Annotated in this window: 23 protein-coding genes and 4 pseudogenes; 8 read left to right on the forward strand and 19 right to left on the reverse strand. The window is 61.5% G+C overall.

The window, feature by feature from the left end; genetic code table 11:
- Positions 1-6: 6 nt before the first annotated feature.
- Positions 7-690, reverse strand: coding sequence for a transglycosylase SLT domain-containing protein (locus E4Q08_RS13085; RefSeq protein WP_034916426.1), 684 nt, complete (start codon positions 688-690; stop codon positions 7-9).
- Positions 691-1,092: 402 nt separating this feature from the next.
- On the opposite strand from E4Q08_RS13085, the gene E4Q08_RS13090 reads away from it, so the two are divergent.
- A complete protein-coding gene (locus E4Q08_RS13090; protein ID WP_169070738.1) occupies positions 1,093-2,412 on the forward strand; it encodes a hemolysin family protein in 1,320 nt (439 codons plus the stop codon).
- A 15-nt stretch (positions 2,413-2,427) separates the two neighbouring features.
- Here the strand turns inward: E4Q08_RS13090 and queC are convergent.
- Positions 2,428-3,128, reverse strand: a pseudogene (gene queC / locus E4Q08_RS13095) (7-cyano-7-deazaguanine synthase QueC).
- A gap of 100 nt (positions 3,129-3,228) precedes the next feature.
- Between queC and E4Q08_RS13100 the strand changes: the two are divergent.
- The gene (locus E4Q08_RS13100; RefSeq protein ID WP_169070700.1) at positions 3,229-4,284 is read left to right on the forward strand and encodes a hypothetical protein; all 1,056 of its coding nucleotides are present in this window, start codon (positions 3,229-3,231) and stop codon (positions 4,282-4,284) included.
- A 94-nt stretch (positions 4,285-4,378) separates the two neighbouring features.
- Here E4Q08_RS13100 and E4Q08_RS13105 read toward each other — a convergent pair whose 3' ends face one another.
- The 16 genes and pseudogenes from E4Q08_RS13105 to E4Q08_RS13180 all read right to left on the reverse strand — a co-directional run bounded on the left by E4Q08_RS13105 (position 4,379) and on the right by E4Q08_RS13180 (position 16,386).
- The gene (locus tag E4Q08_RS13105) at positions 4,379-4,741 is read right to left on the reverse strand and encodes a PilZ domain-containing protein (protein ID WP_169070701.1); all 363 of its coding nucleotides are present in this window, start codon (positions 4,739-4,741) and stop codon (positions 4,379-4,381) included.
- 19 nt (positions 4,742-4,760) lie between these two features.
- Positions 4,761-5,420, reverse strand: coding sequence for a 7-carboxy-7-deazaguanine synthase QueE (gene queE, locus E4Q08_RS13110; protein WP_169070702.1), 660 nt, complete (start codon positions 5,418-5,420; stop codon positions 4,761-4,763).
- A 4-nt stretch (positions 5,421-5,424) separates the two neighbouring features.
- Positions 5,425-6,228, reverse strand: coding sequence for a tol-pal system protein YbgF (ybgF, locus tag E4Q08_RS13115; protein ID WP_169070703.1), 804 nt, complete (start codon positions 6,226-6,228; stop codon positions 5,425-5,427).
- 1 nt (position 6,229) lies between these two features.
- Positions 6,230-6,761, reverse strand: a pseudogene (pal, locus tag E4Q08_RS13120) (peptidoglycan-associated lipoprotein Pal).
- Between the two features lie 41 nt (positions 6,762-6,802).
- Positions 6,803-8,095, reverse strand: a complete 1,293-nt coding sequence (tolB, locus tag E4Q08_RS13125) for a Tol-Pal system beta propeller repeat protein TolB (RefSeq protein WP_169070704.1) — start codon at positions 8,093-8,095, stop codon at positions 6,803-6,805.
- Between the two features lie 95 nt (positions 8,096-8,190).
- Entirely contained in the window at positions 8,191-9,441 is a 1,251-nt protein-coding gene (locus E4Q08_RS13130) for an energy transducer TonB (protein WP_169070705.1), read from the reverse strand.
- An 11-nt stretch (positions 9,442-9,452) separates the two neighbouring features.
- The gene (gene tolR, locus E4Q08_RS13135; protein ID WP_169070706.1) at positions 9,453-9,857 is read right to left on the reverse strand and encodes a protein TolR; all 405 of its coding nucleotides are present in this window, start codon (positions 9,855-9,857) and stop codon (positions 9,453-9,455) included.
- Between the two features lie 4 nt (positions 9,858-9,861).
- Positions 9,862-10,539 (reverse strand): protein TolQ, encoded by a 678-nt coding sequence (tolQ, locus tag E4Q08_RS13140; protein WP_034924219.1) that lies wholly within the window; start codon positions 10,537-10,539, stop codon positions 9,862-9,864.
- Positions 10,536-10,979: a tol-pal system-associated acyl-CoA thioesterase gene (gene ybgC / locus E4Q08_RS13145; RefSeq protein WP_169070707.1), complete on the reverse strand. Its 444-nt coding sequence runs from the start codon at positions 10,977-10,979 to the stop codon at positions 10,536-10,538. The genes tolQ and ybgC overlap by 4 nt, the downstream gene beginning before the upstream one ends.
- Before the next feature lie 68 nt (positions 10,980-11,047).
- The gene (gene ruvB / locus E4Q08_RS13150; RefSeq protein ID WP_169070708.1) at positions 11,048-12,112 is read right to left on the reverse strand and encodes a Holliday junction branch migration DNA helicase RuvB; all 1,065 of its coding nucleotides are present in this window, start codon (positions 12,110-12,112) and stop codon (positions 11,048-11,050) included.
- Positions 12,109-13,188, reverse strand: coding sequence for an AI-2E family transporter (locus tag E4Q08_RS13155; RefSeq protein ID WP_034911223.1), 1,080 nt, complete (start codon positions 13,186-13,188; stop codon positions 12,109-12,111). Before E4Q08_RS13155 ends, ruvB begins: the two co-directional genes overlap by 4 nt.
- A 7-nt stretch (positions 13,189-13,195) precedes the next feature.
- Positions 13,196-13,772, reverse strand: a pseudogene (gene ruvA, locus E4Q08_RS13160) (Holliday junction branch migration protein RuvA).
- Positions 13,769-14,335, reverse strand: a complete 567-nt coding sequence (ruvC, locus tag E4Q08_RS13165; RefSeq protein ID WP_169070709.1) for a crossover junction endodeoxyribonuclease RuvC — start codon at positions 14,333-14,335, stop codon at positions 13,769-13,771. Before ruvC ends, ruvA begins: the two are co-directional and overlap by 4 nt.
- Positions 14,332-15,195: a DMT family transporter gene (locus tag E4Q08_RS13170; RefSeq protein ID WP_169070710.1), complete on the reverse strand. Its 864-nt coding sequence runs from the start codon at positions 15,193-15,195 to the stop codon at positions 14,332-14,334. The genes ruvC and E4Q08_RS13170 overlap by 4 nt, the downstream gene beginning before the upstream one ends.
- Positions 15,196-15,356: 161 nt before the next feature.
- A complete protein-coding gene (locus E4Q08_RS13175; protein WP_034917091.1) occupies positions 15,357-15,974 on the reverse strand; it encodes a ComEA family DNA-binding protein in 618 nt (205 codons plus the stop codon).
- A gap of 211 nt (positions 15,975-16,185) precedes the next feature.
- Positions 16,186-16,386, reverse strand: a complete 201-nt coding sequence (locus E4Q08_RS13180) for a ribbon-helix-helix protein (protein WP_169070711.1) — start codon at positions 16,384-16,386, stop codon at positions 16,186-16,188.
- A 240-nt stretch (positions 16,387-16,626) separates the two neighbouring features.
- Between E4Q08_RS13180 and hyfB the strand changes: the two are divergent.
- The 6 genes and pseudogenes from hyfB (at position 16,627) to E4Q08_RS13210 (ending at position 23,831) form a co-directional block, all read left to right on the forward strand.
- Positions 16,627-18,658: pseudogene (gene hyfB / locus E4Q08_RS13185) on the forward strand (hydrogenase 4 subunit B).
- Positions 18,655-19,602, forward strand: coding sequence for a respiratory chain complex I subunit 1 family protein (locus tag E4Q08_RS13190; RefSeq protein ID WP_169070712.1), 948 nt, complete (start codon positions 18,655-18,657; stop codon positions 19,600-19,602). The pseudogene hyfB and the gene E4Q08_RS13190 overlap by 4 nt, the downstream one beginning before the upstream one ends.
- Before the next feature lie 4 nt (positions 19,603-19,606).
- Complete coding sequence (locus tag E4Q08_RS13195) at positions 19,607-20,266, forward strand: formate hydrogenlyase (RefSeq protein ID WP_034917124.1); 660 nt, start codon at positions 19,607-19,609, stop codon at positions 20,264-20,266.
- A 7-nt stretch (positions 20,267-20,273) separates the two neighbouring features.
- Positions 20,274-21,722, forward strand: a complete 1,449-nt coding sequence (locus E4Q08_RS13200; RefSeq protein WP_372703678.1) for a hydrogenase 4 subunit F — start codon at positions 20,274-20,276, stop codon at positions 21,720-21,722.
- A 4-nt stretch (positions 21,723-21,726) separates the two neighbouring features.
- A complete protein-coding gene (locus E4Q08_RS13205) occupies positions 21,727-23,313 on the forward strand; it encodes a hydrogenase large subunit (protein WP_169070714.1) in 1,587 nt (528 codons plus the stop codon).
- Positions 23,313-23,831 (forward strand): NADH-quinone oxidoreductase subunit B family protein, encoded by a 519-nt coding sequence (locus tag E4Q08_RS13210; RefSeq protein ID WP_169070715.1) that lies wholly within the window; start codon positions 23,313-23,315, stop codon positions 23,829-23,831. The genes E4Q08_RS13205 and E4Q08_RS13210 overlap by 1 nt, the downstream gene beginning before the upstream one ends.
- On the opposite strand, the gene E4Q08_RS13215 is transcribed toward E4Q08_RS13210, so the two are convergent.
- The gene (locus tag E4Q08_RS13215) at positions 23,828-24,607 is read right to left on the reverse strand and encodes an IclR family transcriptional regulator (RefSeq protein ID WP_169070716.1); all 780 of its coding nucleotides are present in this window, start codon (positions 24,605-24,607) and stop codon (positions 23,828-23,830) included. The genes E4Q08_RS13210 and E4Q08_RS13215 overlap by 4 nt on opposite strands.
- Between the last annotated feature and the right edge of the window lie 45 nt (positions 24,608-24,652).

The raw sequence follows: 24,652 nt of genomic DNA on the forward strand, positions 1-24,652 counted from the left end.
CGAAACTCAGACACGCGCGCCAGAACCCCGCCGCGCAGCCTGCTCGATCCGCTCCTTCTCGGCAAGTACCTTGCTCGCGTAGCCGCTCTCCGGATCCTCCGAGGCGCCGCCGTAGTGCTGCAGGCCGGCAGTCAGGCTGCCACGCCAGCGGATTGCCTCCTCCAGGACATGCACGCCGACCTGGATATTGGTCACTGGGTCGAGAAACGGCTGCAACCCGGCACCTTGCGGCACCTTGTCCAGATGATAGCCCGGAATCACCTGCATCAAGCCTTTGGCACCACTCGCGCTTTCGGCAAAGGGATTGAAACGCGACTCGATCCCGATGATGGCGATGATCAGCAGGGGATCGAGGCGACGTTCCCGGCCAACTGCCTGCGCCGCCTCAAAGATCGGGATCAGCGCTTCAGGCGCCACCCGGTAGCGCCGCGATACGAAATCCAGGGCGCGTTGCAAACGCAGCGGCAGCACTTCGACAGCGGGCTTGACGGCTTCCGTTTCGGATGCTTCGGCGGCATTCGAGGACTCGACGGCTGGCTGACTGTCGGTAGCCGCACTGTCGGCGACTGGAAGCTTGAAGGTGCCCAGTACGACCATCAGCCCAACGATGATCAGGCTGTGTTGAATCAAACTCAAAGTGGCGTCAATACGACGCCCCGTGATACTTCCGAGTGAAATTGTTGCGGACATGCTCTCTCCTTCACTGTGGTCGTCTCGCTACAAAATGGCTTGACGATGAACGGTTACAGGCGGGTGCAAAGCCTCGAATACTAGGGGGACACTTCCCCTGAGGCCGGAACTCTGTGTGCCTTGATGGCCTGCGAACAGAGCGGCAAATATGCAGCGGACTGACTGCGATGCGTTTGTTTGCTACTGCAGAAATTGCAGTCTATTGATAAGTATCGATTTTGTCAACCTGCCTTGGAAATGCACCGGTGAAATACCCATACCGGCAGCTCCGGAAATGCCTTTCGCATTGAACGGAGCAGGCCTTGGCAATGCCTCCCTACATCGCCAGAGAACCTTATAATGCCGTTCGACGGCGATGTCGCCGTGTCATTTTTGTTGGTATTTCGCAACAACCTAGCCATCGTGGACATTGCCCTGCTACTCTTTCTGATCCTGCTCAACGGCGTTCTGGCCATGTCGGAAATCGCTGTCGTCTCTTCGCGGCAGTCACGCCTGCTGAAGCTGGCTGAAGACGGTAATGCGGGCGCACGCTCAGCTCTGACATTGAGTCTCGAGCCATCGATTTTTCTATCCACCGTCCAGGTCGGCATCACCACGGTAGGTATCCTCAGCGGCGCCATCGGCGAGGCGACACTGGCCATTCCACTCGCCGAATGGCTGGGAAAGTTCTCAGTCCTCGCGGACCACGCCAGCGCGATCGCACTGACGCTGGTCGTCGCCGTGCTGACCTATTTCTCGGTCGTGGTCGGCGAACTGGTGCCCAAACGTCTCGGCTTGTTGGCCCCGGAGCGTATCGCCGCGCTGATTGCGCCACCAATGAACCTGCTTTCGCGACTGGCGCGTCCCCTGGTATGGCTGCTCGCTTCGTCATCCAACCTGCTCCTGCGCCTGCTTGGAGCGCGCCACACGCAGGAGTCCTCGGTGAGCAACGACGAGATCAAGGTCCTGATGAGCCAGGGCGCCAAGGCAGGCGTCTTCCACGAAAGCGAGCAGGCCATCGTCGCCAATGTGCTGCGCCTCGACGAGCAGCACATTGGCGCGATCATGACCCCGCGCAAGGATATCTACCTGCTCGACCTGAATGCGAGCGAAGCGGAAATTCGCAAGCATCTCGCCGAGAGTCCGTACAAGCGGATTGTCGTCTGCCGCGACGGCCTGGAGAACGTCGTCGGCATCCTGCGCACCGGCGATCTCCTCAAGGGCGCCCTCTTCGGCGAGCCTCTCACAGTCGAGCCATTTGTCCGGCCAGCGCTCTATGTACCGGCCAGCGTCACGACCACCCAACTGCTCGAAACCTTCCGCAGGGCGCGCCAGCAGTGCGCGCTGATGATCGACGAATACGGCGACCTGCAGGGTCTGGTCACCCTCAGCGACGTGCTGGCTTCGATCGTCGGCGATCTCCCGAGCTGGGATACTGCCGAGGAACAGGATATCGTCATCCGCACGGATGGTTCATGGCTGGCGGATGGCAGCGTCACCATCGAACGCCTGAAGACCGTTCTCGAGATCAACGCGGTGCTGCCGGGGGAAGACGAGAACGCCTTCAACACGCTGGGTGGCTTCATCATGTACGTGCTCGGGCGCGTTCCGGTGGCATCGGATCACTTTGAATGGGCCGAGTGGCGTTTCGAAGTGGTCGACATGGACCGCAATCGAGTGGACAAGGTGCTGGTCGCGCGCAGGCTGCGCTTCAGCGAGGCGGCGGTCGATGCCAGCGAATGATCGCACTGACCGCGGTCAGAATACCCGATAAGCGCCAGGGTCGGCGAGACCGGCCGCAGCAAAACCAGCTCGTCGCAATCGGCAAGAATCGCAAACGCCGCAGGCACGTCCGTCCTGGTCAGCCTGATAACAGGAAACCGTCAGACCATAGTCCACGCCCAGATCATTGCCGCGAGCAATGATCTCGGCCTTGCCAAGATGGAGCAGTGGTGCGTGAATGCGCAGCGTCGCGCCTTCGACGGCAGCCCTGGTGGCGAGATTGGCCATGCTTTCGAAGGCCGCGATGTACTCCGGCCGGCAATCGGGATAACCCGAGTAGTCGACTGCGTTGACACCGACGAAAATATCGCGACTACCCAGCACCTCGCCCAGGCCAGGGCCAGCGAGAGCATGATGGTATTACGTGCCGGTACGTAAGTGACAGGAATTCCCGGCTGCAGACCGTCGACGGGAACAGCGATGCGGGTGTCGGTCAGAGCCGAACCCCCGAAGACATCCAGTCGCAGGAGCAGCACCCGATGCTCACAGACCCCGAGAGAGCCGGCAACAGCCGCTGCCGCGCGCAGCTCGGCTCGATGGCGCTGACCGTAGTCGACCGACAGGCAGTAGCACGCGAAACCACTCGCGCGGGCGATCGCCAGCGTGGTTGCCGAATCGAGTCCGCCTGAGAGGAGAACGACTGCACGCCTGCCGGGCAGTGGAAGTGGTATATTCATGGCCTGACAAATATACCGCTTTCCAGCGGCAGCGGGAATCAGGAGAATCGCTTCCACCTGTCCAGCCAGGCAGTTGGCACAATTACTAATCGGAGATCCGATGATGATGTCCCTGTACACTTCCCTGGTATCACCACCGCAGGCAGTGAGCGGGTCTCTTAGAACGCTATGTCGCGACGTGTCAAATGCCGAAAATCTCGTGATCAGCGAGGAGCAGCGCCTGTTCGTCACCGCCCGCGAGGGGGTCTACGAGCTGCTGGGTGGCTCCGGCGGCGTCTGTGAGAAAAAGCTCATCCCCGTTCGCGTCAATGACTTACCCAGAAGCTTCCTGAAAAACGGCATCGCCGCGCACGGCAATTACCTGTACCTGGCCTGCGCACATGTCCATCAAAGTGATAATCCGCTGCTCAAGGCGATCATGGACGATGTCAACAATGTAGAGCAGACGAGTATGGGCTTGCTGCAGATCTACCTTGCGGCATTCACCTTTCACGCCGAATCCTGGATCGTCCGTTGTGACCTGAGAAAGACACCAGCGGCCTTCACCGATGTGCTCGGCAGCCTCCCCGACAATGTCCTGGCCAATGGAATCGCCATTGACACGCAGCGCCGCTGCCTCTATGTCGCCAACAGCGGGCCGAGCCTCACGCCCGGCATCTACCGCGTGCCCCTTGAAGCTGCTGGCGTCAGTGTTCAGGATATCCCTTGGTGCCGCCCGCCGGGCTGCAAACCCAATGGCCTGAAGATCCGGGACGACACCCTGTACTACACCGGCAACGGTATTCCAGCAGCCGTATTCGGAAGTGTAAAGATCAACCATGACGGCAGCGCCAGCGAACCGCAGGTCATCGATACCGCCGCGCTGCAGGTCTTCGATGATTTCGAGACTGTCAAGCAGGGCTTTCTGATTGCCGAGTTTGGCGATCACCTGGGCTTGCAACCGGGTTCTCTGCGCTTCGTCTCAACACGGGGAAGGCAGCTTGGGGTACTCAAGCACCCGGATCTCTCCAAACCCTGCGCGGTGGCGGTGGCCAGGCAGAACGGCGAACTGGTCGCGGCCGGTGACATCCTGATCGTCAACAAGAATCAGGGCCGCGTCATGGTGTTCAAGCCTGACGAACCGTGGCGCGACAGCTTGGCAGCCAGTGCGGTGTGAAGCGTGCTGGCAGCAGACAGGAACCGCCGGAAGACCGCTTGCGCACCGCGTCGCGACCATGCACAGAGCATGAATACTCCGGAAATACGAAGTTCTACCCGGAAAGCAGCGCTGCAAGCTCCCGCTGTAGCAGATCGGCGTCGCCAAGATTGAGTTCAACCAGGCGTCGCAGGTGGGTAACGCTGTCGATGTCGATGAGCTGGCACACCAGGCCCGCCTGTCTGCCTTCGCAATGGGCGACAGTGGTCTGCATGCGAATCCGGTTGCCGAGCTCATCGAGGGGAACGTCCAGGACGGCAGCCGCCCCGATCGCCACCGCGGTATCGTCCGACAGACACAGCAGCGCGCCCTTCAATGAAAGGTCCAGCACCTGCACCTCGAATATTAGCTTGCCCAACAGCAGTTGCGCTGGTGATGCAAAGGAGATTCGGGAATACTGGCGGCGTTCTTCGCTCATGACAGGGGTCTCTCTCAAGCTACCTGCCACGCATCTTACCCCAAAGCACTTTGTGGAGTTGCAACTGAAAGCGCACCGGTAGCCGATCGACGAGTATCCAGTCCGCCAGCGTCGTCGCCGCCAGCTCTCCCTCGACCGGTGAGAGGAGCACCGGACAGAGCGCAGCAAGCTGGCAGTCGACGATCAACTGGCGTGCCCACTCGTAGTCGGCACGGTCCTTGAGAACCAGCTTGAGTTCATCGTTGCTGGTCAGCAGGGCCAGGTTCTGCCAGCGATTTCGGTCGAACTCGCCGGAGCCCGGAGCCTTGAGATCAACGATTCGCGAAACCCGGACATCGACGCCGCTGATGTCGAGAGCGCCAGAGGTTTCCAGCGATACTGCATAGCCGGCGTCGCTCAACTTGCTCAACAGCGGCAGGCACGCCGGCTGCGCGAGCGGTTCGCCGCCGGTCACGCAAACGTGAGCTACCCCATGACGCGCCACCTCGGCAAGGATGTCCGGCAGCGACATGGTCTGGCCACCGCTGAAGGCGTAAGCGGTGTCGCACCAGACACAACGGAGCGGGCAGCCGGTCAGGCGGACAAAAACCGACGGCAATCCGACGCGTGAACTCTCACCTTGCAGAGACAGGAAAATTTCGCTGATCTTCAGCGAAAGCGGGCGGACAGAGGCCTTCACTGCCCTATTTCTTCAGGCGCTGCCTGGCGGTGGTAGCAGCGGCGCTGTCTGGGTACTTGGCGACCAGGGTTTCGAGCGTCATCTTCGCACCCTTGGCATCTGCAAGTTCCTGCTGGCAGGTGGCGAGGTTGAGCAGCGCGTCTGGTGCCTTGGCGTGAGTTGGCCATTTGCTGGCTACCACCCGGTGTGCATCGATTGCCTTCTTGCAGTCACGCATCGAATAATGGACATTGCCAAGCCAGTACTGTGCGCTGGGAGTCAGGTTGCTGTCCGGATGTGCCCTGGCAAAAGCCTCGAAAGCCGCAGCCGCCTCCTTGAGCTTGTTGGCCCGGAACAGGTTGAGCGCCACCTCGTATTCACGCGTTTCAGCGGCTGGATCGCTGGCAGCTTTCCTGGGGGGGGTATCAAGCGGCGGCTTGCCCTCGTCCGCAGGTTTTGCCTCGGTGCTAGGCGCAGCCTGTGGTTCGAGCTTGCGCAGGCGACCGTCGAGATCGACGTAGAAGTCCTGTTGCCGCTTCCTGGCCGCATCGAGTTCATAGATCAGCGTCTCGACCTGGCCACGAAGACGCGAGTTCTCTTCGCGTAGCGCCTGAATCTGATTGGCCAGCTCGATTTGTCCCTTGGCAAAAGTGTCTAGGCGCTCGTTGGTCTTGGTCGAAATGTCCCTGATTTGACGGCGAGCCTCCTCGTCATCGAAGAGTCCGGCATGCGCGTGGCGCACCCCGAATACTCCCGGCACAGCAAGCAACAAAGCCATCGTCAGAACGCGCGCCTGGCCGGAGCAGCGCCGCATCGACAGCCCCGGCATGCTAGAACTCGCCGTTGTAGAGCATGTCGCCGCGCCGGTTCTCTGCCCAGGCACTCTCGTTATGGCCCTCGTTCTTCGGTTTTTCTTCGCCAAGGCTCACCGATTCGAGCTGATCTTCGCGAGCACCGAGCAAGGACAACATCTTCCGGATCGCGTCAGCGCGTTTCTGGCCCAGCGCCAGGTTGTACTCACGGCTGCCGCGCTCGTCGGTATTCCCCTGGATCAGCATCTTGAACTGGCGGTTTTCGGTAAGAAACTTGGCATGTGCGGTCACCAGATCCTTGTACTCGGCCTTGACTTCGTAACTGTCGTAGTCAAAGTACACGCTACGCTTCGACAGGACGCTCTTCGGATCGGTGAGTGCCGCCGGCAGGCCTCGACTATCCACACCGCCGGTCGTCACCGTTGCCACCCCCGGCCCGGCTGCGCGTGTCTCGACGGGCGCACCGGCAGCCTGATCACCGCTCTCGGGGGGTTGAACTGCAAGCGGCTATCAGGAGGGCCAAGACGGCCGGAAGGACGAGTGGTTTCATGCGGTTTCTCCTGCGCAAGAGGCTAAAGGGAAAATCGATTTTCATTTGTTGAAGGGACCCCACGCCGGTTCGCGAACATCACCCGCCGTAATGGAAAGGCGTTGCTTGATACGGCCATCAATGGAAACCGCCGAGAGCACCCCGCGACCGCCCATCTCGGTGGCAATCAGGATCATCCGGCCGTTCGGGGAAAAAGTCGGTGATTCATCCTTGTGCGAGTCGGTCAGGACCTGCACCTGCCGGCTGGCAAGGTCCATCACCGAAAGACGGAAACTGCCATCCCGCCGACTGATGAACGCCATCGTCTTGCCATCAGGAGAAAGACGCGGGGTCACATTGTAGCTGCCTTCGAAGCTCACTCTCTGGGCTTCGCCACCACCGACACTGACCCGGTAAATCTGCGGGCTACCGCCACGATCCGAGGTGAAATAGACGAATTGCCCGTCAGGCGAGAAGTTGGGCTCGGTATTGATCGCGTTGTCGGTCGTCAGACGCTGTGCACCGGAACCATCCGCGTTGACGATAAAGATCTGCGAGCCACCCTCCTTGCTCAGCACCACCGCCAGCTTGCGGCCATCAGGCGACCACGCTGGCGCCGAGTTGGAACCCTTGAAGTTGGCGACGACGACCCGCTTGCCTGAAGCCAGCGAGTGAACGTAGACCACCGGCTTCTTGTTTTCAAAGGAAACATAGGCCAGACGGCCACCATCTGGTGACCAGGAAGGCGAGATGATGGGTTCCTTGGAGATCAGCGCGACCTGTGCATTCTGGCCATCCGCGTCGGAAATATGCAGCTCGTAGCGAGCAGCGCTGACCCTGACCACATAAGCGACACGAGTCGAGAAGACGCCGGGCTCACCGGTCAGTTTTTCGTAGATCATGTCGGCGATGCGATGGCCGGCAGCACGCAGCATGGCTTTGGAGGTCACGAAAGCAGAGCCGCCAAGAACGGCCTGCTTGTTGACGTCGTAAAGACGGAAACGTGCCTCCTGCCGGCCGTCGTCACTGCCGCCGATACTGCCGGCGGCCAGTGCGTCGGCACCACGGCCTCGCCACTCCGGGTAGGCCGGGTTGGACGTCTCGGTCATGGCCACCCCGCTCGTGTCAATCATCTTGAACACACCGCTCCGTTCCAGGTCGCCACGCACCACCGAAGTCACCACCCGCGAGGCGCTCGCCTCGCCGCCAAAATCGGCGATTGCCACCGGGATACGGTTGGCGCCGGCGCCGGTGATCTCGATGGTCAGTTGGGCGTGTGCAGGAGGCTGCAGAAAGGCCAGTGCGCTGACGGCAAGCAGGCCAATCCGGCGCAGTTTGAGTCCGATTCCAGACATGGGACAGTCCAATACAGAATGCGCGATTATATCGTCTCTGAATGCTCTTGATTTGTAACCAAACGTGATCTTGCATGCGCAACCGCAGTGCTTTGCTAGTCGTCATGTGGTCTATAGTACAGGTTCAGAACACGCTTGAAGAGTTCGGGTTGGGCCGGCTTGGGCAACGGCGACGACTTGCGGATCGCTCGCTCGACCGCAGCATCGAGCGCCGGGTTGCCGCTCGACCGGAGCAGCCTGACATCGAGCACATCGCCGGTGGGAAGCTGAGTCACTTCGAACTCCGCCTTCGGATTGCCCTGGATGCCGGGTGGCAACGACACGTTATTGCGAACCTTGAGGCGAATTCTGTGCTTGTACGCCTCCTCGTCGAGCGACTGCGTACGCGCTTTCTCGGCCGACGCCTGCTCGGTCTGCAACTGCTTCCGTAGACGCTCCTGAGCTTCATCGCGCGCGCGCCTATCCTCGGCGGCTTTCTGCTCAGCCTTCTGCTGTTTGAGTTCCTTTAGTTCACGGTCCACGGCATCTCGCGGGTTTGGCCTCGGATCCGTTTCCGGTTTACGCGGATCATCCTTCCGGGGCGGTTCCTTTGCCTTCGGCTCGTCTTTTCGTTCAGGCTCCCGGGGTTTGGGTTCTTCCTTGCGCACGGGTTCCTTTGCCTTGGGTTCCTCCTTTCGGGATGGTTCCTTGGCCTTGGGCTCTTCCTTGCGCGGGGGTTCTTTCGGTTTGGGTTCTTCCTTCCGGGGCGTTTCCTTCGCCTTGGTTTCTTTGGGCGCTTCCGTCGGTTTGGGCTCCTTGAGAGTTTCCTTGACCTTGGCTTCCTTTGGTGGTTCCTTGGGCTTTTTCTCCTCCTTCAGAGGGATGTCCGGCTTGAGAGGAGGCTTGGCTTCGGGTTTCGATTCCGGTTTTGCGACTGCCTTGGCAACGGGTTTCGGCTCCGGTTTCGGCTCCGGTTTCGGCTCCGGTTTCGGCTCCGGTTTCGGCTCCGGTTTCGGCTCCGGTTTCGGCTTCGCCTCCGGTTTGGGCTCAGGCTTCGCGATTGCCTTGGCTACCGGTTTGGGTTCAGGCTTTGGCTCCGGCCTGGGTTCGGGCTTTGGCTCCGGCCTGGGTTCGGGCTTGGGTTCGGGCCTTGGCTCCATTCTCGGCTCGGGCTGACTGGCCACCGTCGGAGCTGGCGCGGCACGCCAGACTTCGACCTCGACCGCAGATGGCGGCTGGCTCTTCCATTGCATGCCCACGAACAGCGCGCCGAGCAGCAGCAAATGGACGGTCGCGGAAAGAGCCAGCGACGGCCATTTGGCTGGGTCGTCCTGCGGCGGCCGCGGGAGGGCTTCGACAGCTTCCACCGATCAGGGACTCACTTGCCGGTGGGTTGCACGAGAAGGCCGATGCGTTTGACCTGTTTCTGCTGAAGATCGTCCATGACCTCAAGCACCGCCTGATACTTGACATTCCTGTCGCCGGCGATGACTACCGCCTGCTCGGGGTTCTTGCGCTGCGCGGCGACAATCGCTTCCGATAGCTCGTTGCGGCTGAGCGGGCGTTCGGACTTGCCGGGGGCAAGCAGCGCCAGCGTCCGGTCGGCGCGGACGATCACCTGCAGCGCTTCGGCTGGTGGCTGCGCGGCCTTGCCGACCGACGGTACGTCGATACTGGCGGTAGTCATCATCGGCGCCGTCACCATGAAGATGACCAGCAGCACGAGCATGACATCGATATAGGGAACGACGTTGATTTCGTTTTTCAGACGGCGTGGACGCATGGCCTTACCTCATCTGCCGTTGCAGGATGTTCGAGAACTCTTCCATGAAGGACTCGAAGCGCGAAGACAAGCGATCGATCTCGTGCGCAAAACGATTGTAGGCGACCACCGCCGGGATCGCCGCGAAGAGGCCGATGGCGGTCGCCACCAGTGCTTCAGCAATGCCCGGCGCGACCGCAGCGAGCGTTGCCTGACCGACATTCGAGAGACCACGGAAGGAATGCATGATTCCCCAGACAGTGCCGAACAGGCCGACATACGGGCTTACCGAACCAACCGAAGCGAGAAAGGCGAGGTGCGAGTCGATGCTGTCCATCTCGCGCTGGTAGGTGGCGCGCATGGCGCGACGCGAGCCGTCGATGACGTCTTTCGGATCGAGGTTCTTCTGGCTGCGCAGCTTGGTGAATTCACGAAAACCTGCTTCGAAGATACGTTCCATGCTGCCGGTGCTATGGCGGTCATTGATCGCACTCTGGTAGAGACTGTTGAGGTCGCCACCGCTCCAGAAGTCACGCTCGAACTGCTCGGTCTGCGCACGCGCCGCTTTCACCGTGAACCACTTGCGGAAAATGTAGTACCAGGACATGAAAGAGACGCCGGCCAGCAGCAGCATCACGGCCTGCACCACGGCGCTGGCATTGAGGATCAGATGCAGGATCGAGAGGTCTTGCGAGACATTCATTGCAGGGCTTCCAGTTTGGTACGCAGAATTGCGGGAATCGAAGTTGCTTTCATCTGCATCGAGTTGACGCAAACGATGTGCACGGTGCCGCTGACCAGTTCCTGCCAGTGCCCTTCGACAGTCGCATCGGCGCGCCGGATATGCTGGCGAAAGAAGATCTGTGCGCGGCCGATTTTCTCCACTTCGAGACCGACGACGAGTTGATCGTCGAGTCGCGCCGGTTTCAGGTAGTCGATGCTGACGCTGCGAACGACGAAGGCAATCCCCGGATCGCGCAGCAGTTCGGCCTGCTGGTGACCGATCGCGCGCAGCCATTCGCTGCGGCAGCGTTCGAAAAACTTCAGGTAATTGGCGTAATACACGACGCCACCGGCATCGGTGTCTTCGTAGTAAATGCGAACTGGGATGGTGAACGCGTTGGGTTTTTGTGGATGTTTCATGGCTAACGCCGATTCTAGGGCAGCATTCTGCTGGCGAATGTAAGGGTTTGTGATCAGGCTGCGTCCTCTCAGGGCGCCCGCCAGAGAGCACCCTGCGCTTCGCCGAGCATCGCCATAAGGCCGAGATGACGGTAAACCGCCGCGGTTGCCACCCGACCGCGTGGCGTGCGCTGCAGGAAGCCTTGCTGGATCAGATACGGTTCGAGAACATCTTCGATGGTGTCGCGCGCTTCGCCGATCGCGGCAGCGAGATTGTCGACACCGACCGGGCCACCGGCAAACTTGTCGATCACCGCGGACAGCAGCTTGCGGTCCATGACGTCAAGGCCACCATGATCGACATCGAGCATCAGCAATGCCTGATCAGCAACTTCCTGCGTGATGTGGCCGTTTGCCCGGACCTCGGCGAAATCGCGGACGCGCCGCAACAGTCGGTTGGCAATGCGTGGCGTGCCCCGCGAACGGCGCGCAATTTCCAGGGCGCCGCCGGGATCGGCAGGCACCTTGAGCAGTTGCGACGAGCGTGTGACAATCAGCATCAGTTCCTCGGGCGTGTAAAACTCGAGTCGCGAGACAATCCCGAAGCGATCGCGCAAGGGATTGGTCAGCATGCCGGCGCGAGTGGTCGCACCCACCAACGTGAACGGGGGCAGATCGAGCTTGACCGAACGTGCTGCCGGACCCTCGCCGATCATGATATCGATCTGGAAGTCCTCCAGCGCCGGATACAGGATTTCTTCGACGACCGGCGAGAGGCGGTGAATCTCGTCGATGAAGAGGACGTCGCGGGGTTCGAGATTGGTCAGAATGGCAGCCAGATCACCGGCGCGTTCGAGGACCGGGCCCGAGGTCGAGCGCAGGTTGACGCCCATCTCGGTGGCAATGATGTGTGCCAGTGTGGTCTTTCCGAGACCTGGCGGACCAAACAGGAGAACGTGATCGAGCGTGTCGTTGCGCCGCCTGGCCGCTTCGATGAAGATCGTCAGTTGCTCGCGAATCTTGGCCTGACCGACGTAATCGGCGAGACGGCGAGGCCGCAGGGCGCGTTCGATCGCTTCTTCCTGGGTGGATTTCGCCTCGGCCGAGATCAGCCGGTCGACGGCGGAGTTGCCAAGATCGTCGGTTTCGATCATCGCTGCGAAATCTCCTCTGACAGCAACGATTCCGAATCGGCATGCGCCAGCCACTCGCGAACCAGCACCTGCCCGAGTGCCAGCAAGGTCGGCCCAAGGAACAGGCCGATGAAGCCGAAGACCAGCACGCCGCCAAAGACACCGACGACGATCAACAACAGTGGCAGGCTGGCGGTCCGTGAAATCAGAATCGGTTTGATGAAGTTATCGACGCTGCTGATGCCGAACATCCCCCACACCACCATGAACACCGCCCAGCCGGTCTGGCCCTCGTTGTAGAGCCAGACGGCAGCGCCCAGCCAGATCAGCGTGGCCCCGATCACCGGCACCATCGAGAAGAAGAAGGTGGCCACGGTCAGGATGATGATCCCCGGCACACCCGCGATGATGAAACCGATCATCGCCACCAGCGCCTGTGCGGCCGCCGTCCCGACGATGCCGACCATGACCCCGGTGACCGTCCCTTCCGCCAGCGCCAGCATGCGCTCGCCGAGATCGCCGGCGAGTGCGCGACTGCCGGTGTGCAGTGCGTCCGCATAGAGATGTGCGTCACGAAAGATGAAAAATACGAAGAAAATCACCAGCACCAGTTGCAACAGTCCCTGTGCCAGGAGCGCGGCGGTAGCCAAGGCCAGCCGGCGCGTCGGATCCACGAACTGATGCAGCAGGGCATTCATTTCCTCGCGACTCTCGATCAGTTCATGCCAATAGGCAGCGGCATCGCGACCGACGATCGGCAGTCTCGCCAGCCAGGCTGGCGGATCGGCGGGCAGCCCTTTTTCCATCAATGGCTTGAGGTAGCGAATCGCAATCTCGACGCCGTCGGCAAGCGATCCCGACAGCAGTGCCACGGGCGCTACCAGCACCAGCAGCAGCAGAATCGACACCAGCAGCGCCGCCAGATTGCTACGCCCGCCGCAGAGGGTGAGCAGGCGATTGCGGATTGGCAGGGTGGTGACACAGATGACGATGGCGAAGAGCAGCGTCCCGGTGAACGGCAACAAGACGGCAATGCAGCCGATCAGCAGCAAGGCGACGAGCGCGATCTGGATAAGTTGTTTGTGGCCGGGATTCATGGTCGATTCAGACTCTTGACAGCAGCTTGAGCGCCTGCCGAATGCCGTCGGAGGTGGTGACGTCGGCCGCTAGCTGTTTCATCGCTGCCCCTGCTTCGCGGTCATTGTAACCCAGAGCCAGCAGCGCATTGAGAATGTCATTGTGCGCGGCAGCGGCAGGAACGGCGCTTGCCGGCAGCGCATCTGCGAATTTCCCCTTGAGTTCGAGCAGCAGGCGTTCGGCGGTCTTGGTGCCAATGCCGGGCACCTTGGTCAGGCGGCCGACCTCCTGCCGCGCCACGACCTGCGCGAGATCGCTCACCGATAGCCCGGATAGCACCGACAGTGCCAGACGTGCACCGACACCCGAAATTTTCAGCAACTGGCGAAAGGCAAAGCGTTCACCTTCGCTGGCGAATCCGTAGAGAAAATGTCCATCTTCACGTACCACATAGTGGGTCAGCAAACTGATCTTCTCGCCATTTGCCGGCAGATTGTAAAAAGTGCTCATCGGAACATCGAGCTCGTAAGCGACGCCGTGCACGTCGACCACCACCTGTGGCGGATTTTTTTTCCAGCAGGATTCCGGTCAGTCGGCTGATCATCGCTTGTTCTCCCTGGCCACCCTCAGGCGGCCGTTGCGTACATGCAGGCCGCTGCTGGCCAGTTGCCCGAACCCCTGCCCAGCGTGCGCGTGCGCGATGGCGCAAGCCAGCGCATCGGCAGCGTCCGGGCGGGGGTCTGCCGACAAGGACAACAGGCGGCGCACCATGTGCTGCACCTGCACCTTGTCGGCATGGCCGTTGCCGACCACCGCCTGCTTGACCTGCAAGGCCGTATATTCGGCAACTTCGAGGCCGCTGGCGACCAGCGCCGTGATCGCCGCGCCACGCGCCTGGCCGAGCAGCAGCGTCGATTGTGGATTGACGTTGACAAACACGATCTCCACCGCCGCCTGGTCCGGTCGGTGCTGTGCCAGCAGTTCGCGCAGGCCGGCGTAGATCGTTCCCAGACGGCCAGGCAGCGAATCCCGGACGTCTGTGCGGATACAGCCGCTGGCGAGGTAGGCCAGGTGGTTGCCGGTTTTCTCGATCAATCCGAAGCCGGTGATGCGCAAACCAGGGTCGATGCCGAGAATGCGCAGCACCGGTCTCGCAGCGGCGCTCATCGGTTTTGCGCCCGTGCCAGATAGACCCCGCCGACCGCCAGCAGCATCCCGGCCAGCGCCAGTCCGCCGAGCGTTTCGCCGAACACCAGCCAGGCGATCACCGCCGTGCTGGGGGGAGTCAGGTAGAAAAGGCTGGCGACGTTGACCGCGCTGCCGCTGCGAATCAACACATTGAGCAGGCTGATCGCACCAAACGAGAGTACCAGCACCAGCCACAGCAGGGCAAAGGCAAACTGCGGCGTCCACTCGATGTGCATGCTTTCGCTGGTCCAGGCGGCGAGCGCCGTAAGCACCGCGGTCGGCAGGAATTGAATGACCGAACCGGTACGCAGGTCGAAGTGCGGGCAAAAACGCTTCTGGTAAAGCGTGCCGAGCGTGATTCCGAGCAAGGCGGCGAACGCCGGCAGCAGCATCGCCGCCAGCGGCAGGTCGCCGAGTTTATTGGCAACCACCAGCGCCACGCCGGCAAAGCCCAGCACCAGGCCCAGCCATTGCCGTGGCGATACGCGTTCACCGAGCAGAAAACCGGCACCACAAGCGGTCAGCAGCGGCTGCATGCCGACCACCAGCGCCGTTACGCCAGCCGGCAGACCATGCTTGATGGCCGTGAACACCCCGCCCAGGTAGAGCGCGTGCACCAACAGCCCGGAAATGCCGATGTGGACAAGCTGACGCCCGTCGGCGGGCCATGGCGCACGCGTCGCCAGGGCAAACAGCGTCATCAGCACGAGCACCAGGAGGTAGCGGGCGAGCAGGAAAGTCAGCGGCTCGGCGTACGGCAGCCCGAACTTGGCGCCGATGAAGCCGGTGCTCCACAGGAATACAAAGAGAAAAGGCAGCAGCGATGGCAGGGGACGCATGGGCTCGGCTTATGGACGCAGGACAGGAGTGTAGCAAGCATCGCGGCAGCGATGGCGGCCCGCGGTCGGAACGGCAGGCCCTGGTCTGCGCAGGGCAGCAATGACAAACCCCGCAAAGGCGGGGTTTGTCATTGCATCTTGCCGAGAAAGGCGGTTGGAGATTACTTCTTCGCTGCAGCGGCATCCGTGCTCTTGGCATCGCTCGGGGCGTCTTTCCTGGTCGCCGGTTTGGCTGCATCTTTGCTCTCAACGGGTTTCGCTGGCTCGGCCTTGGCGGCGGGTGCGACAGGAGTCGCTGCCGGTTTGGTGGTTGCCGGTGCTGGAGCGCCTGCCGCGGCAGCGGGAGTAGTGACAGGCTTGGTGGCCGCAGCCGCTGCGGGAGTCGCCGGAGTTTTCGGAGCAGCCGTGGGCGCACTTGCTGGTGCAGCGGCGCCTGCCGGGGGTGCGGCCTTGGCAGGCTCGGCCTTCGCGGGTGCAGCCTTGGCCGCCGCCGGTGTTGCTGTAGCTGCCGGCTTGGCCGTTGTCGCCCCGGTCAAGGTCACGTCACTCTTCATCTTGCCGAGGACTGCCGGTCCAATGCCGGGCACCTTGGTGAGATCGTCCACCGTCTTGAAGTCACCATTCTTGGTGCGATAATCGATAATTGCCTGGGCCTTGGCCGGACCGATACCGGTGAGCATTTGCAGTTCGTCCTTGTTGGCGGTATTCACATTGACCGCAGCAAAGGCATTCATCGTGATCATCAGCAAAGTGAGCAACAGGGTAATCAGCTTGTGCATGGCGTTCCTCCTGGTGAGATTGGGGTCGCAAATCACCAAGCCTCTGTCCGCCTGGCGTCCTGCAGCATTGCTTAACGCTCCACAAGAGCTTTACGTTGACCAAAAGGTCATGACTTTTCCAGGCACCTCCGATCAAGGCCGAGGCAGTAGCCTTGCTGGTACGGGTGCACGCGCTCAGGGGCCGACGATGGCCAGGCACTGCTGGCCAGGATCAACTCTCCCGCTCGGGTGAAGACCGCCCCCGTAGCCAGTCCGGCAGATCCCGGTCGCCGGCGTTGTCGATGATGTATTGCCGAATCAACTTGCGCACCACCTGCGAAGGCGTCAGGTCATGCGATGCGCAGATCTCTTCGAAAATCTGCTTCTTGCGCGGGTCGATTAGGATGGTGAGGCGTGAGGTACGATTTTCCATAGGAGCACTTTGCGTGTTAATTAAATTATCATTGCAATAGTATCAGAAGCGAATATAATGGTTCTCGAATCAAGATAGTAGCATGCTCGACAGGGTAGGTTTCGCCCCGTTCTGAACACTTTAAAGTGCCCCTTCCGTTGAATCCAGACGAGTTTTTCCGAAATGCCTGAACGGTATGATCTTCGCTATTACTGCTGATCGTCCACTTGCTGCACGCGACAGCCGCGGTGACAACCGATCGTGACCACCAGCGGGCTGCACGCGGCGGCGCAGTGGGTGCATCTGGACTGGGTTCTGCTGGTGGTGGCCGCGTGGCTGCTACTTGGCGTGGCGGGCATCTTTGCCTTGCGCCACCTGACGCTGGTGGCGAAGGTGCTGTTTCCCGTCGGTGGTGCTTGCGGACTGGCCCTATTCGGCATTGCCCTGAGTGCAGCGCTGAGTTCGCCCGAAGTCGCGGTGCTGCCGATCGGCCTGCCGAGCCTGCCCTTCCATTTTCGCCTCGACAGCCTGTCGGCTTTCTTCCTGATGCTCATCGGCTGCATCTCGGCGGGCGTGTCGGCATTCGCCGCCGGCTATTTCCGCCAGGGCGAAGGAACGCCGCCCGGTCTGCTGGCTTTCGAGTACCACCTCTTTCTCGCGAGCATGGCGCTGGTGGTCCTCGCCGACGATGCCTATGTGTTCATGGTGATGTGGGAAACGATGGCCCTGTCGTCGTTCTTTCTGGTCACCGCAAACCATCGTATCGTCGAGATCCAGCGTGCCGGCTATCTCTATCTGCTGGTCGCGCATATTGGCTCCATCGGCATCCTGCTCTGCTTCGGCGTGCTGCAAGCGAATACCGGCGACTACACCTTTGCCAATATGCGCGCCCAGGCGCTTTCGCCGTTGTCGGCGTCGATCGCCTTCCTGCTCGCGCTCTTCGGTTTTGGCGCCAAGGCCGGCATTCTGCCGCTACATGTGTGGCTCCCCGAGGCGCATCCGGCCGCTCCCTCGCCGGTTTCGGCACTGATGAGCGGAGTGATGTTGAAGACCGCCATCTACGGCGTGCTGCGGATACTTTTCGATCTGCTGCACACCCCAGGTCTGGTGGTGGGGCCTGTTGCTCCTGGTGCTTGGCTTGGCGACCGCGCTGTTCGGCGTCGTCTTCGCCGCGGTACAGGTGGATATGAAACGCATGCTGGCCTACTCGTCAATCGAGAACATCGGTCTGATGTTTACGGGTATTGGTCTGGCCGTGCTGTTTTCCGCCTACGGCATGCAGCCGATGGCGTCACTGGCGCTGACCGCGGTGCTCTACCACGTCACCAGCCACGCCTTCTTCAAGAGCCTGCTCTTTGTCGGCACCGGTGCGGTACTGCATGCCACCAGCGAACGCAACCTGGGCAAACTCGGTGGCCTGATCCGCTACATGCCCTGGGTGGCTTGGATTACCTTGCTTGCGGTGCTGGCCAGCGCCGGTCTGCCGCCGTTCGGGGGCTTCGTCTCGGAATGGTTGCTGCTGCAAAGCTTCCTTTTCTCACCGAGCCTGCCGAGTCCATTCCTGAACATGCTGATCCCGGTAGTGGCAGCGCTGATTGCGCTGATCGCCGCCCTCGCCGGCTACACCATGGTCAAGTTCTTCGGCATCATCTTCCTCGGCCAGCCGCGTGAGGACAAACTCGCGCAGGCGCACGACGCCGGCGGCTGGGAGCGCGTCGGCATGCTCTGGCTGGTCAGCGGCTGCGTTGCGCTGGGCTTGTTTCCGGTGCAGTTCATTGCCCTCATCGATCCAGTGACGCGCACAATGGTCGGCGCCGGGATGGGCAATACGGTGGCTGCCGGTGGCTGGCTGCTGGTGCCGGTGGCGATGGAACGTGCGAGTTATGGGCCGGCGATCTTCCTGCTCGGCGTTGCGGCCAGCTTCGCGATCGCTTTCCTGCTGGTCCGCATTTTTTACCACGGTCGTCTGCGCCGCGCGCCGCCCTGGGACTGCGGCTACCCCTGGCAGAACGCCCGCATGCAGGATACGGCAGAGGGTTTTGGGCAACCGATCCGGCAGATTTTCGAGCCTTTTTTCCGGATAGAGCGCGAACTTCCGACGCCGTTTGATCGCCAACCCCGCTATCACGTCAGCGTTGGCGACCCCATCTGGCACTGGCTCTACCTGCCGCTGGCCAGCGTCGTCGAGCGTTTGGCGCGCCTGATCGGCCGCTTGCAGCAGGGGCGGATTGCGGTGTACCTGCTCTACAGCTTCGTGACCCTGCTGCTGGTGCTGACGGTGGTGAAACAATGACGGGGCTCGGTGTCGCTTCGCAACTGCTCGAGATCGTCATGGCTCTGCTGCTGGCGCCCTTGCTCAGCGGTTGGATCAACCAGTGTCGCGCCTGGCTGCAGAACAAGTCGGGCGCCGGCTTGCTGCAGCCGTACCGCATGCTGCACAAACTGTTCAACAAGGAATCGCTGATCTCCGAGCACGCATCGCCGCTGTTCCGGGGTGCGCCGTATATCGTTTTCGGCTGCATGGCGCTGGCCAGTGCGATCATTCCAACGCTGTCGACCGATCTGCCCTTGTCACCGGCGGCCGACGCGATTGCCCTGGTCGGCCTGTTCGCCGTCGCACGGGTGTTCATTTCGCTGGCGGCGATGGACGTCGGCACTTCGTTCGGAACGTTCGGCGCCCGGCGCGAAATGCTGATCGGCTTTCTTGCCGAACCGGCGCTGCTGATGGTGCTGTTCTCGGCGTCACTGATCTCGAAGTCGACCTCGCTGACCACCATCGTCGAGACGCTGGCACATCGCCATCTGGCGATCTATCCGAGCCTTGCCCTGGCCGGCGTGGCCTTCACCATGGTTTCACTGGCCGAAAATGCCCGAGTTCCAGTGGACAACCCGGCGACTCATCTCGAACTGACGATGATCCACGAGGCGCTGATCCTCGAATATTCGGGCCGTCATCTGGCGCTGCTCGAATGGGCCGCCAGCTTGAAGCTGTTTGCCTACTCGTGTATCGGGCTGGCGCTGTTTTTCCCCTGGGGAGTGGCCGAGGCCGAGGCGCCGCTGGCGCTGCTGCTGGCGATGCCGGTGCTGATTCTCAAACTGGCGATCGGCGGCGTCCTGCTCGCGCTACTCGAAACGCTGAGCGCCAAAATGCGCATCTTTCGCGTGCCGGAATTCCTCGCTACCGCTTTTCTGCTGGCGGTGATCGGCATGCTCGTCTCGATTCTCCTGGGGCAGTGAGATGATGAGCGAACTCGTCGGCCAGTTGATCAATCTCCTCGCGGCAATCCTGCTGATGCTGTCGTTCGCGATGATATCGCAGCGGCGGATTCTGTCGCTGATTCACCTGTTCACCGCGCAGGGCGCGATCCTGGTCGCCGCAACGCTGCTGGTCGGCTACGCCACCCACCAGCCACACCTCTACGTCTCGGCAGGAATCACGCTGGTGTTAAAGGTGATCCTAATCCCGCTGTTGCTGCATCGGGTGATCAATCGTCTCGACGTGCGCTGGGACGTCGAGACGCTGATCAACATCCCGATGACAATGATCATCGGCATTGCGCTCGTCATTTTCGCATTCAACCTGGCACTGCCGATTTCCAAGTTGTCGGTCAGTATCGCCCGCGGCACGCTCGGCATCGCGCTCGCTTGCGTACTGCTCTCGTTCATGATGATGATTACCCGCTCAAAAGCGGTGCCACAGGTGATCGGTTTTCTGTCGATGGAAAACGGCCTGTTCTTCGCCGCCACCTCGGCGACCTACGGCATGCCGATGGTCGTCGAACTCGGCATCGCCCTGGACGTGCTGGTCGGGATCCTGATTCTCGGCGTATTCATGTTCCATATCCGCGAAGAGTTCGATAGCCTCGACATCAGCCACCTCGAAAAGCTCAGGGAAGACTGACTTGCAAATGCTGTATTTGGTCCTCGCCATACCCCTGCTCGGCAGCGTCGTTCTGGCCTTCACCGGGCAGCACGACGGCGCGCGCGAGATCAACGTCGCCTTCAGCCTGGGGACTTTCCTCGCCACCTGCGCGCTGACCGCGGAAGTGATCTCAGGTGGCCCGCTGTTCGCCTGGAACCGCGAGTTCTATATCGATCCGCTGAATGTCTTTCTGCTCACCCTGACCGCCTTCGTCGGCCTAACCACCGCCATTTTCTCGCGCCCCTACATGCGCGTCGAACGTGACCACGGCAAGATGACGCCGAATCGCATGCGTCTCTACCATAGTATGTATCAATTGTTCAACTTCACCATGCTGATCGCGCTGATGACCAACAACCTCGGGATCCTGTGGGTTGCCATGGAGGCAGCGACGCTGACCACCGTCGTGCTGGTCAGCGTGTATCGGACGCCTGCGAGCCTCGAGGCGGCCTGGAAATACTTCATCCTCTGCGGCGTTGGCATTGCCCAGGCGCTGTTCGGCACCGTGCTGCTCTACATGGCAGCGGAAAAGGTGATCGGCACCGAGGGCGGCGCCCTGTTATGGACCAATCTCGACGCGGTCAAGGCGCAGCTCGATCCGGGCATCATCACTTTGGCCTTCGCCTTCCTGTTCATCGGCTATGGCACCAAGGTCGGTCTGGTGCCAATGCATAACTGGCTGCCAGATGCCCACGCCGAAGGACCGACACCGGTTTCGGCCGTGCTCTCGGGTCTGCTGCTGAACGTCGCCGTGTATGCCCTGCTGCGCTGCAAGGTACTGACCGACGGGGCGCTGCAGAATCCCCTTGCCGGGCAGTTGATGATGGGTTTCGGCCTGCTGTCGGTACTCGTGGCGGCATTCTTCCTGTCGCGACAGAAGGACGTCAAGCGCATGTTCGCCTATTCATCGATCGAGCACATGGGGCTGATCACTTTCGCCTTCGGCATGGGTGGACCGATTGCCAACTACGCCGGCCTGCTGCACATGAGCGTGCATTCGCTGATCAAGTCGGGCATTTTCTTCGCCGTTGGGCATGCGACGCAGAAGGCGGGAACGCAGGTGATGGAAGATATCCGCGGCCTCATCAAGGTCAGCCCGACGGTCGGCTGGGGTATGATGCTCGGCTCGCTGGCGATCCTCGGGATGCCCCCTTTCGGCGTCTTCGCCAGCGAATTCCTGATTCTCACCACTGCCATGCGTGAGCAACCATGGGCGACGCCGTTTCTGCTGCTGGCGCTCGGCGTTGCTTTCGCCTCGGTTTTCAGCCGGGTGCAGCCGATGGTTTTCGGTGAAACCTCGGTCAAGCCGTTGCGGCACCCGCCGGCGCTCATCCCGGTCTTTGTCCACCTTGGTCTGGGCCTGATGCTGGGCTTGTATATCCCGCCGTATCTGGATGCCTGGTATCGCCATGCGGCCCGGATGATTGGCGGTTAATGCGATGCTGATTGCACAATTCATCGAGGATCTTGAACACTTGCCGGGGCCACTGCCGATGCACTACCGGACAGTTCGCGCCGATACCTGGCGGCGGGTTGCACAGGCGGTGTCCGAGGCAGGAGGAAGGCTGCTGTCGTTGTGGGGGTCCGATCGCACGCGCGGCGCATCCGGCAGTCTGGTGATCTCGGCGGCTTATGTGGTTCGCGAAGGCTTGCTCTGGCTCGACCTGCCGCTTGGCGAGCGAAGTGTGATCGATCCGCAGCATCCGAGCTATCCTGACTTGGTCCCGTTCTTTCCCTGCGCGGCGCACCTGCAGCGGGCGGCTGCCGATCTGCTCGGCGTCGTTGCCGAAGGGGCGACTGACCGGCGAGCATGGCTCAACCATGGTGCCTGGCCAGCGAACTGGCATCCGCTACGCCGGCAGGATCCGCATCCAGGCCTGCCTGCGGCACAGGAAGTTACCGACTACGCGTTCGTTCGCGTCGCAGGCGATGGCGTGCACGAAATCCCGGTAGGACCCGTGCACGCCGGAATCATCGAACCTGGGCACTTCCGTTTTTCGGTCGTCGGCGAGAAAGTGCTGCGCCTGGAGCAACGCCTGGGCTACAAGCACAAGGGAATTGAAAAGCGTTTCACCGAGCTGCCGCCACTCGCAGCGAATCGCCTGGCCGGCAGGATTTCGGGCGATTCTACGGTGGCTTACGCCTGGAGCTACTGTATGGCACTGGAGTCACTCGCGAGCTGCGAGATTCCCGAGCGTGCGTGCTGGCTGCGCGCCTTGCTGCTAGAACGTGAACGCGTCGCCAACCACCTCGGCGACCTCGGTGCACTCGGTAACGACGCAGCGTTCGCCTTCGGACTCGCGCAGTTCTCACGGCTCCGGGAAGACTGGCTGCGACTCGCAAAAGAAGCCTTTGGCCACCGCCTGATGATGGACGGTATCGTCCCCGGTGGCGTCGCCTCGGACATCGACCGCTCCAGCGCCGACCGGCTTTTCCGTCAATGCGACAGCGTCGAGCGCGAAGTACTGCAACTGCAGCAGGTGTACGACGAGCATTCCGGCCTGCAGGATCGCTTCATGACCACTGGCCGCGTGACGCCTGAACTCGCCTCTCAACTCGGCCTGACCGGCCTCGCGGGTCGGGCCAGCGGCCAGGCGGTCGATCTGCGTTGCGACCAGCCCTGGGCACCTTACGACCGATTGCAGGTGAAGATCGCGACGTGCAGCGACGGCGATGTCGCTGCACGCGTGATGGTGCGTTTTGCGGAGATCAGCGAATCGCTGCGCTTGCTGCGCGTGATTCTTTGCCGGCTTAGCGAGGGCGCGGGCGAGACGCGCCGTGAACTACGCTTGCCGGCGAAGGCAGCGCTCGGTGCCGGCTGGGTCGAAGGCTGGCGCGGCGAAGTCTTCGTGGCACTCGAATGGGATGGCGAGAACGGCAGCAACGGCATCCGTCGCTGCCACATCCACGATCCCTCATGGCAAAACTGGCCGGTACTCGTGCATGCGGTGATCGGCAACATCGTTCCCGACTTTCCGCTGATCAACAAGTCCTTCAACCTCAGCTATTCAGGACACGACCTCTGATGTGGCGCATCCTCAGACAGATCGCACGCAACGGCATCCGCAGCGAAGCCCCGCCCGCGGGCAACGATGCCCTGCGCGTCGACGGCGAGCAGATTCAGCGCGAAATCCTCGCAATTCTCGGCCAGGCTCTGAGCATTCGCGAAGTCGATGCCGGTTCCTGCAACGCTTGCGAACTCGAAATCAACGCCCTCAATAACCCCTACTACAACATCGAGGGCCTCGGCATTCGATTCGTTGCCAGCCCGCGCCATGCCGACATGCTGCTGGTGACCGGACCCGTTGCACGGAACATGGAGCTGGCTTTGCGTCGCACCTATGAGGCGACGCCGGCACCCAAGCTGGTGGTTGCCGTCGGCGACTGCGGCTGCGATGGAGGCATTTTCGGTGAGGGTTACGCGAGCTGCGGTCGGGTGGCCAACGTGATTCCGGTCGATGTCGCAGTACCCGGCTGCCCGCCAGAGCCAATCGAGATCCTGCGCGGCATTCTCACGGCGGTGCGTCGCGGTCGTCAAGGTTAGGTGCGCAATGGCTGGCGAAAGCCCAGAGCCTGCGATATTTCATTGGCTGTCGCCTTGATCGGCCTCACCCAGTCCGGGTTATGGCGATCGCTGGGTGCTGATACCGAGAGCCCGGCGACCAACTGACCTTCATCGTTGCGGACCGGCGCGGCGATGCAGCGCAAGCCGATCTCGGCTTCTTCGTTGTCGTAGGCCAATTCGTGGCGGCGGATCTTGTCGAGTTCCTTTTCGAGTGCATCGAGGCGAGTCAAAGAATGCGGAGTCTTGCCCGGCAAGCCGGTACGCCTGGCGTAGGCTCGCACATCGGCCAGCCCGTCAGCCGCCAGAAACAGCTTGCCGACCGAGGTGAGATGTAGCGGCGCGCGTCCGCCGACCAGGTAAACCACGCGCACCAGCGAGCTACCGCTCGAGGTTCGCTCGACGTAGATGATCTCGTCTTCGTGGCGAATGCCGAGATTCACCGCTTCGCCGATCAGCTCGTGCAATTGCTGCATGTAGGGCAGCGCCACCTGGCGAATGTTGATCCGCGACTTGACGATGTTGCCCAGTTCGAGCAGCCGGATGCCGAGCGCGTAGGTACCGGCGTCTTGGCGTTCGACGAGCGCGGCGCCGGTCATCACTGCAAGGATGCGATGCGCGGTGGAGGGATGCAGGCCGGTACGCTGGGCCAGGATCTTGAGACTCACCGGTCCCGGCATGTCGGCCAGCACGTCGAGGAGTGACATCATCCGCTCGATGACCTGAATGGAACCTTTCTCTGCCTGTTGTTCGGCCATTGCCTTGTTGTCGAACCTTCCATTTTTGTGCTTCCGGGAAATTCT

This window comes from Candidatus Accumulibacter contiguus (assembly GCF_012940005.1).
GTDB classification, from domain to species: domain Bacteria; phylum Pseudomonadota; class Gammaproteobacteria; order Burkholderiales; family Rhodocyclaceae; genus Accumulibacter; species Accumulibacter contiguus.

What these genes read in the sequence shown, in the direction of transcription:
- E4Q08_RS13175 (WP_034917091.1), bottom strand. Translation starts at nt 15,974, where the DNA reads ATGCACAAGCTGATTACCCTGTTGCTCACTTTGCTGATGATCACGATG.
- E4Q08_RS13105 (WP_169070701.1), bottom strand. Translation starts at nt 4,741, where the DNA reads ATGAGCGAAGAACGCCGCCAGTATTCCCGAATCTCCTTTGCATCACCA.
- ruvC (WP_169070709.1), bottom strand. Translation starts at nt 14,335, where the DNA reads ATGAGCGCCGCTGCGAGACCGGTGCTGCGCATTCTCGGCATCGACCCT.
- E4Q08_RS13170 (WP_169070710.1), bottom strand. Translation starts at nt 15,195, where the DNA reads ATGCGTCCCCTGCCATCGCTGCTGCCTTTTCTCTTTGTATTCCTGTGG.
- ruvB (WP_169070708.1), bottom strand. Translation starts at nt 12,112, where the DNA reads ATGATCGAAACCGACGATCTTGGCAACTCCGCCGTCGACCGGCTGATC.
- E4Q08_RS13195 (WP_034917124.1), top strand. Translation starts at nt 19,607, where the DNA reads ATGAGCGAACTCGTCGGCCAGTTGATCAATCTCCTCGCGGCAATCCTG.
- E4Q08_RS13210 (WP_169070715.1), top strand. Translation starts at nt 23,313, where the DNA reads ATGTGGCGCATCCTCAGACAGATCGCACGCAACGGCATCCGCAGCGAA.
- tolQ (WP_034924219.1), bottom strand. Translation starts at nt 10,539, where the DNA reads ATGAATGTCTCGCAAGACCTCTCGATCCTGCATCTGATCCTCAATGCC.
- ybgF (WP_169070703.1), bottom strand. Translation starts at nt 6,228, where the DNA reads ATGCCGGGGCTGTCGATGCGGCGCTGCTCCGGCCAGGCGCGCGTTCTG.
- E4Q08_RS13155 (WP_034911223.1), bottom strand. Translation starts at nt 13,188, where the DNA reads ATGAATCCCGGCCACAAACAACTTATCCAGATCGCGCTCGTCGCCTTG.
- E4Q08_RS13215 (WP_169070716.1), bottom strand. Translation starts at nt 24,607, where the DNA reads ATGGCCGAACAACAGGCAGAGAAAGGTTCCATTCAGGTCATCGAGCGG.
- E4Q08_RS13100 (WP_169070700.1), top strand. Translation starts at nt 3,229, where the DNA reads ATGATGATGTCCCTGTACACTTCCCTGGTATCACCACCGCAGGCAGTG.
- E4Q08_RS13180 (WP_169070711.1), bottom strand. Translation starts at nt 16,386, where the DNA reads ATGGAAAATCGTACCTCACGCCTCACCATCCTAATCGACCCGCGCAAG.
- tolB (WP_169070704.1), bottom strand. Translation starts at nt 8,095, where the DNA reads ATGTCTGGAATCGGACTCAAACTGCGCCGGATTGGCCTGCTTGCCGTC.
- tolR (WP_169070706.1), bottom strand. Translation starts at nt 9,857, where the DNA reads ATGCGTCCACGCCGTCTGAAAAACGAAATCAACGTCGTTCCCTATATC.
- E4Q08_RS13200 (WP_372703678.1), top strand. Translation starts at nt 20,274, where the DNA reads ATGCTGTATTTGGTCCTCGCCATACCCCTGCTCGGCAGCGTCGTTCTG.
- E4Q08_RS13205 (WP_169070714.1), top strand. Translation starts at nt 21,727, where the DNA reads ATGCTGATTGCACAATTCATCGAGGATCTTGAACACTTGCCGGGGCCA.
- E4Q08_RS13190 (WP_169070712.1), top strand. Translation starts at nt 18,655, where the DNA reads ATGACGGGGCTCGGTGTCGCTTCGCAACTGCTCGAGATCGTCATGGCT.
- E4Q08_RS13085 (WP_034916426.1), bottom strand. Translation starts at nt 690, where the DNA reads ATGTCCGCAACAATTTCACTCGGAAGTATCACGGGGCGTCGTATTGAC.
- ybgC (WP_169070707.1), bottom strand. Translation starts at nt 10,979, where the DNA reads ATGAAACATCCACAAAAACCCAACGCGTTCACCATCCCAGTTCGCATT.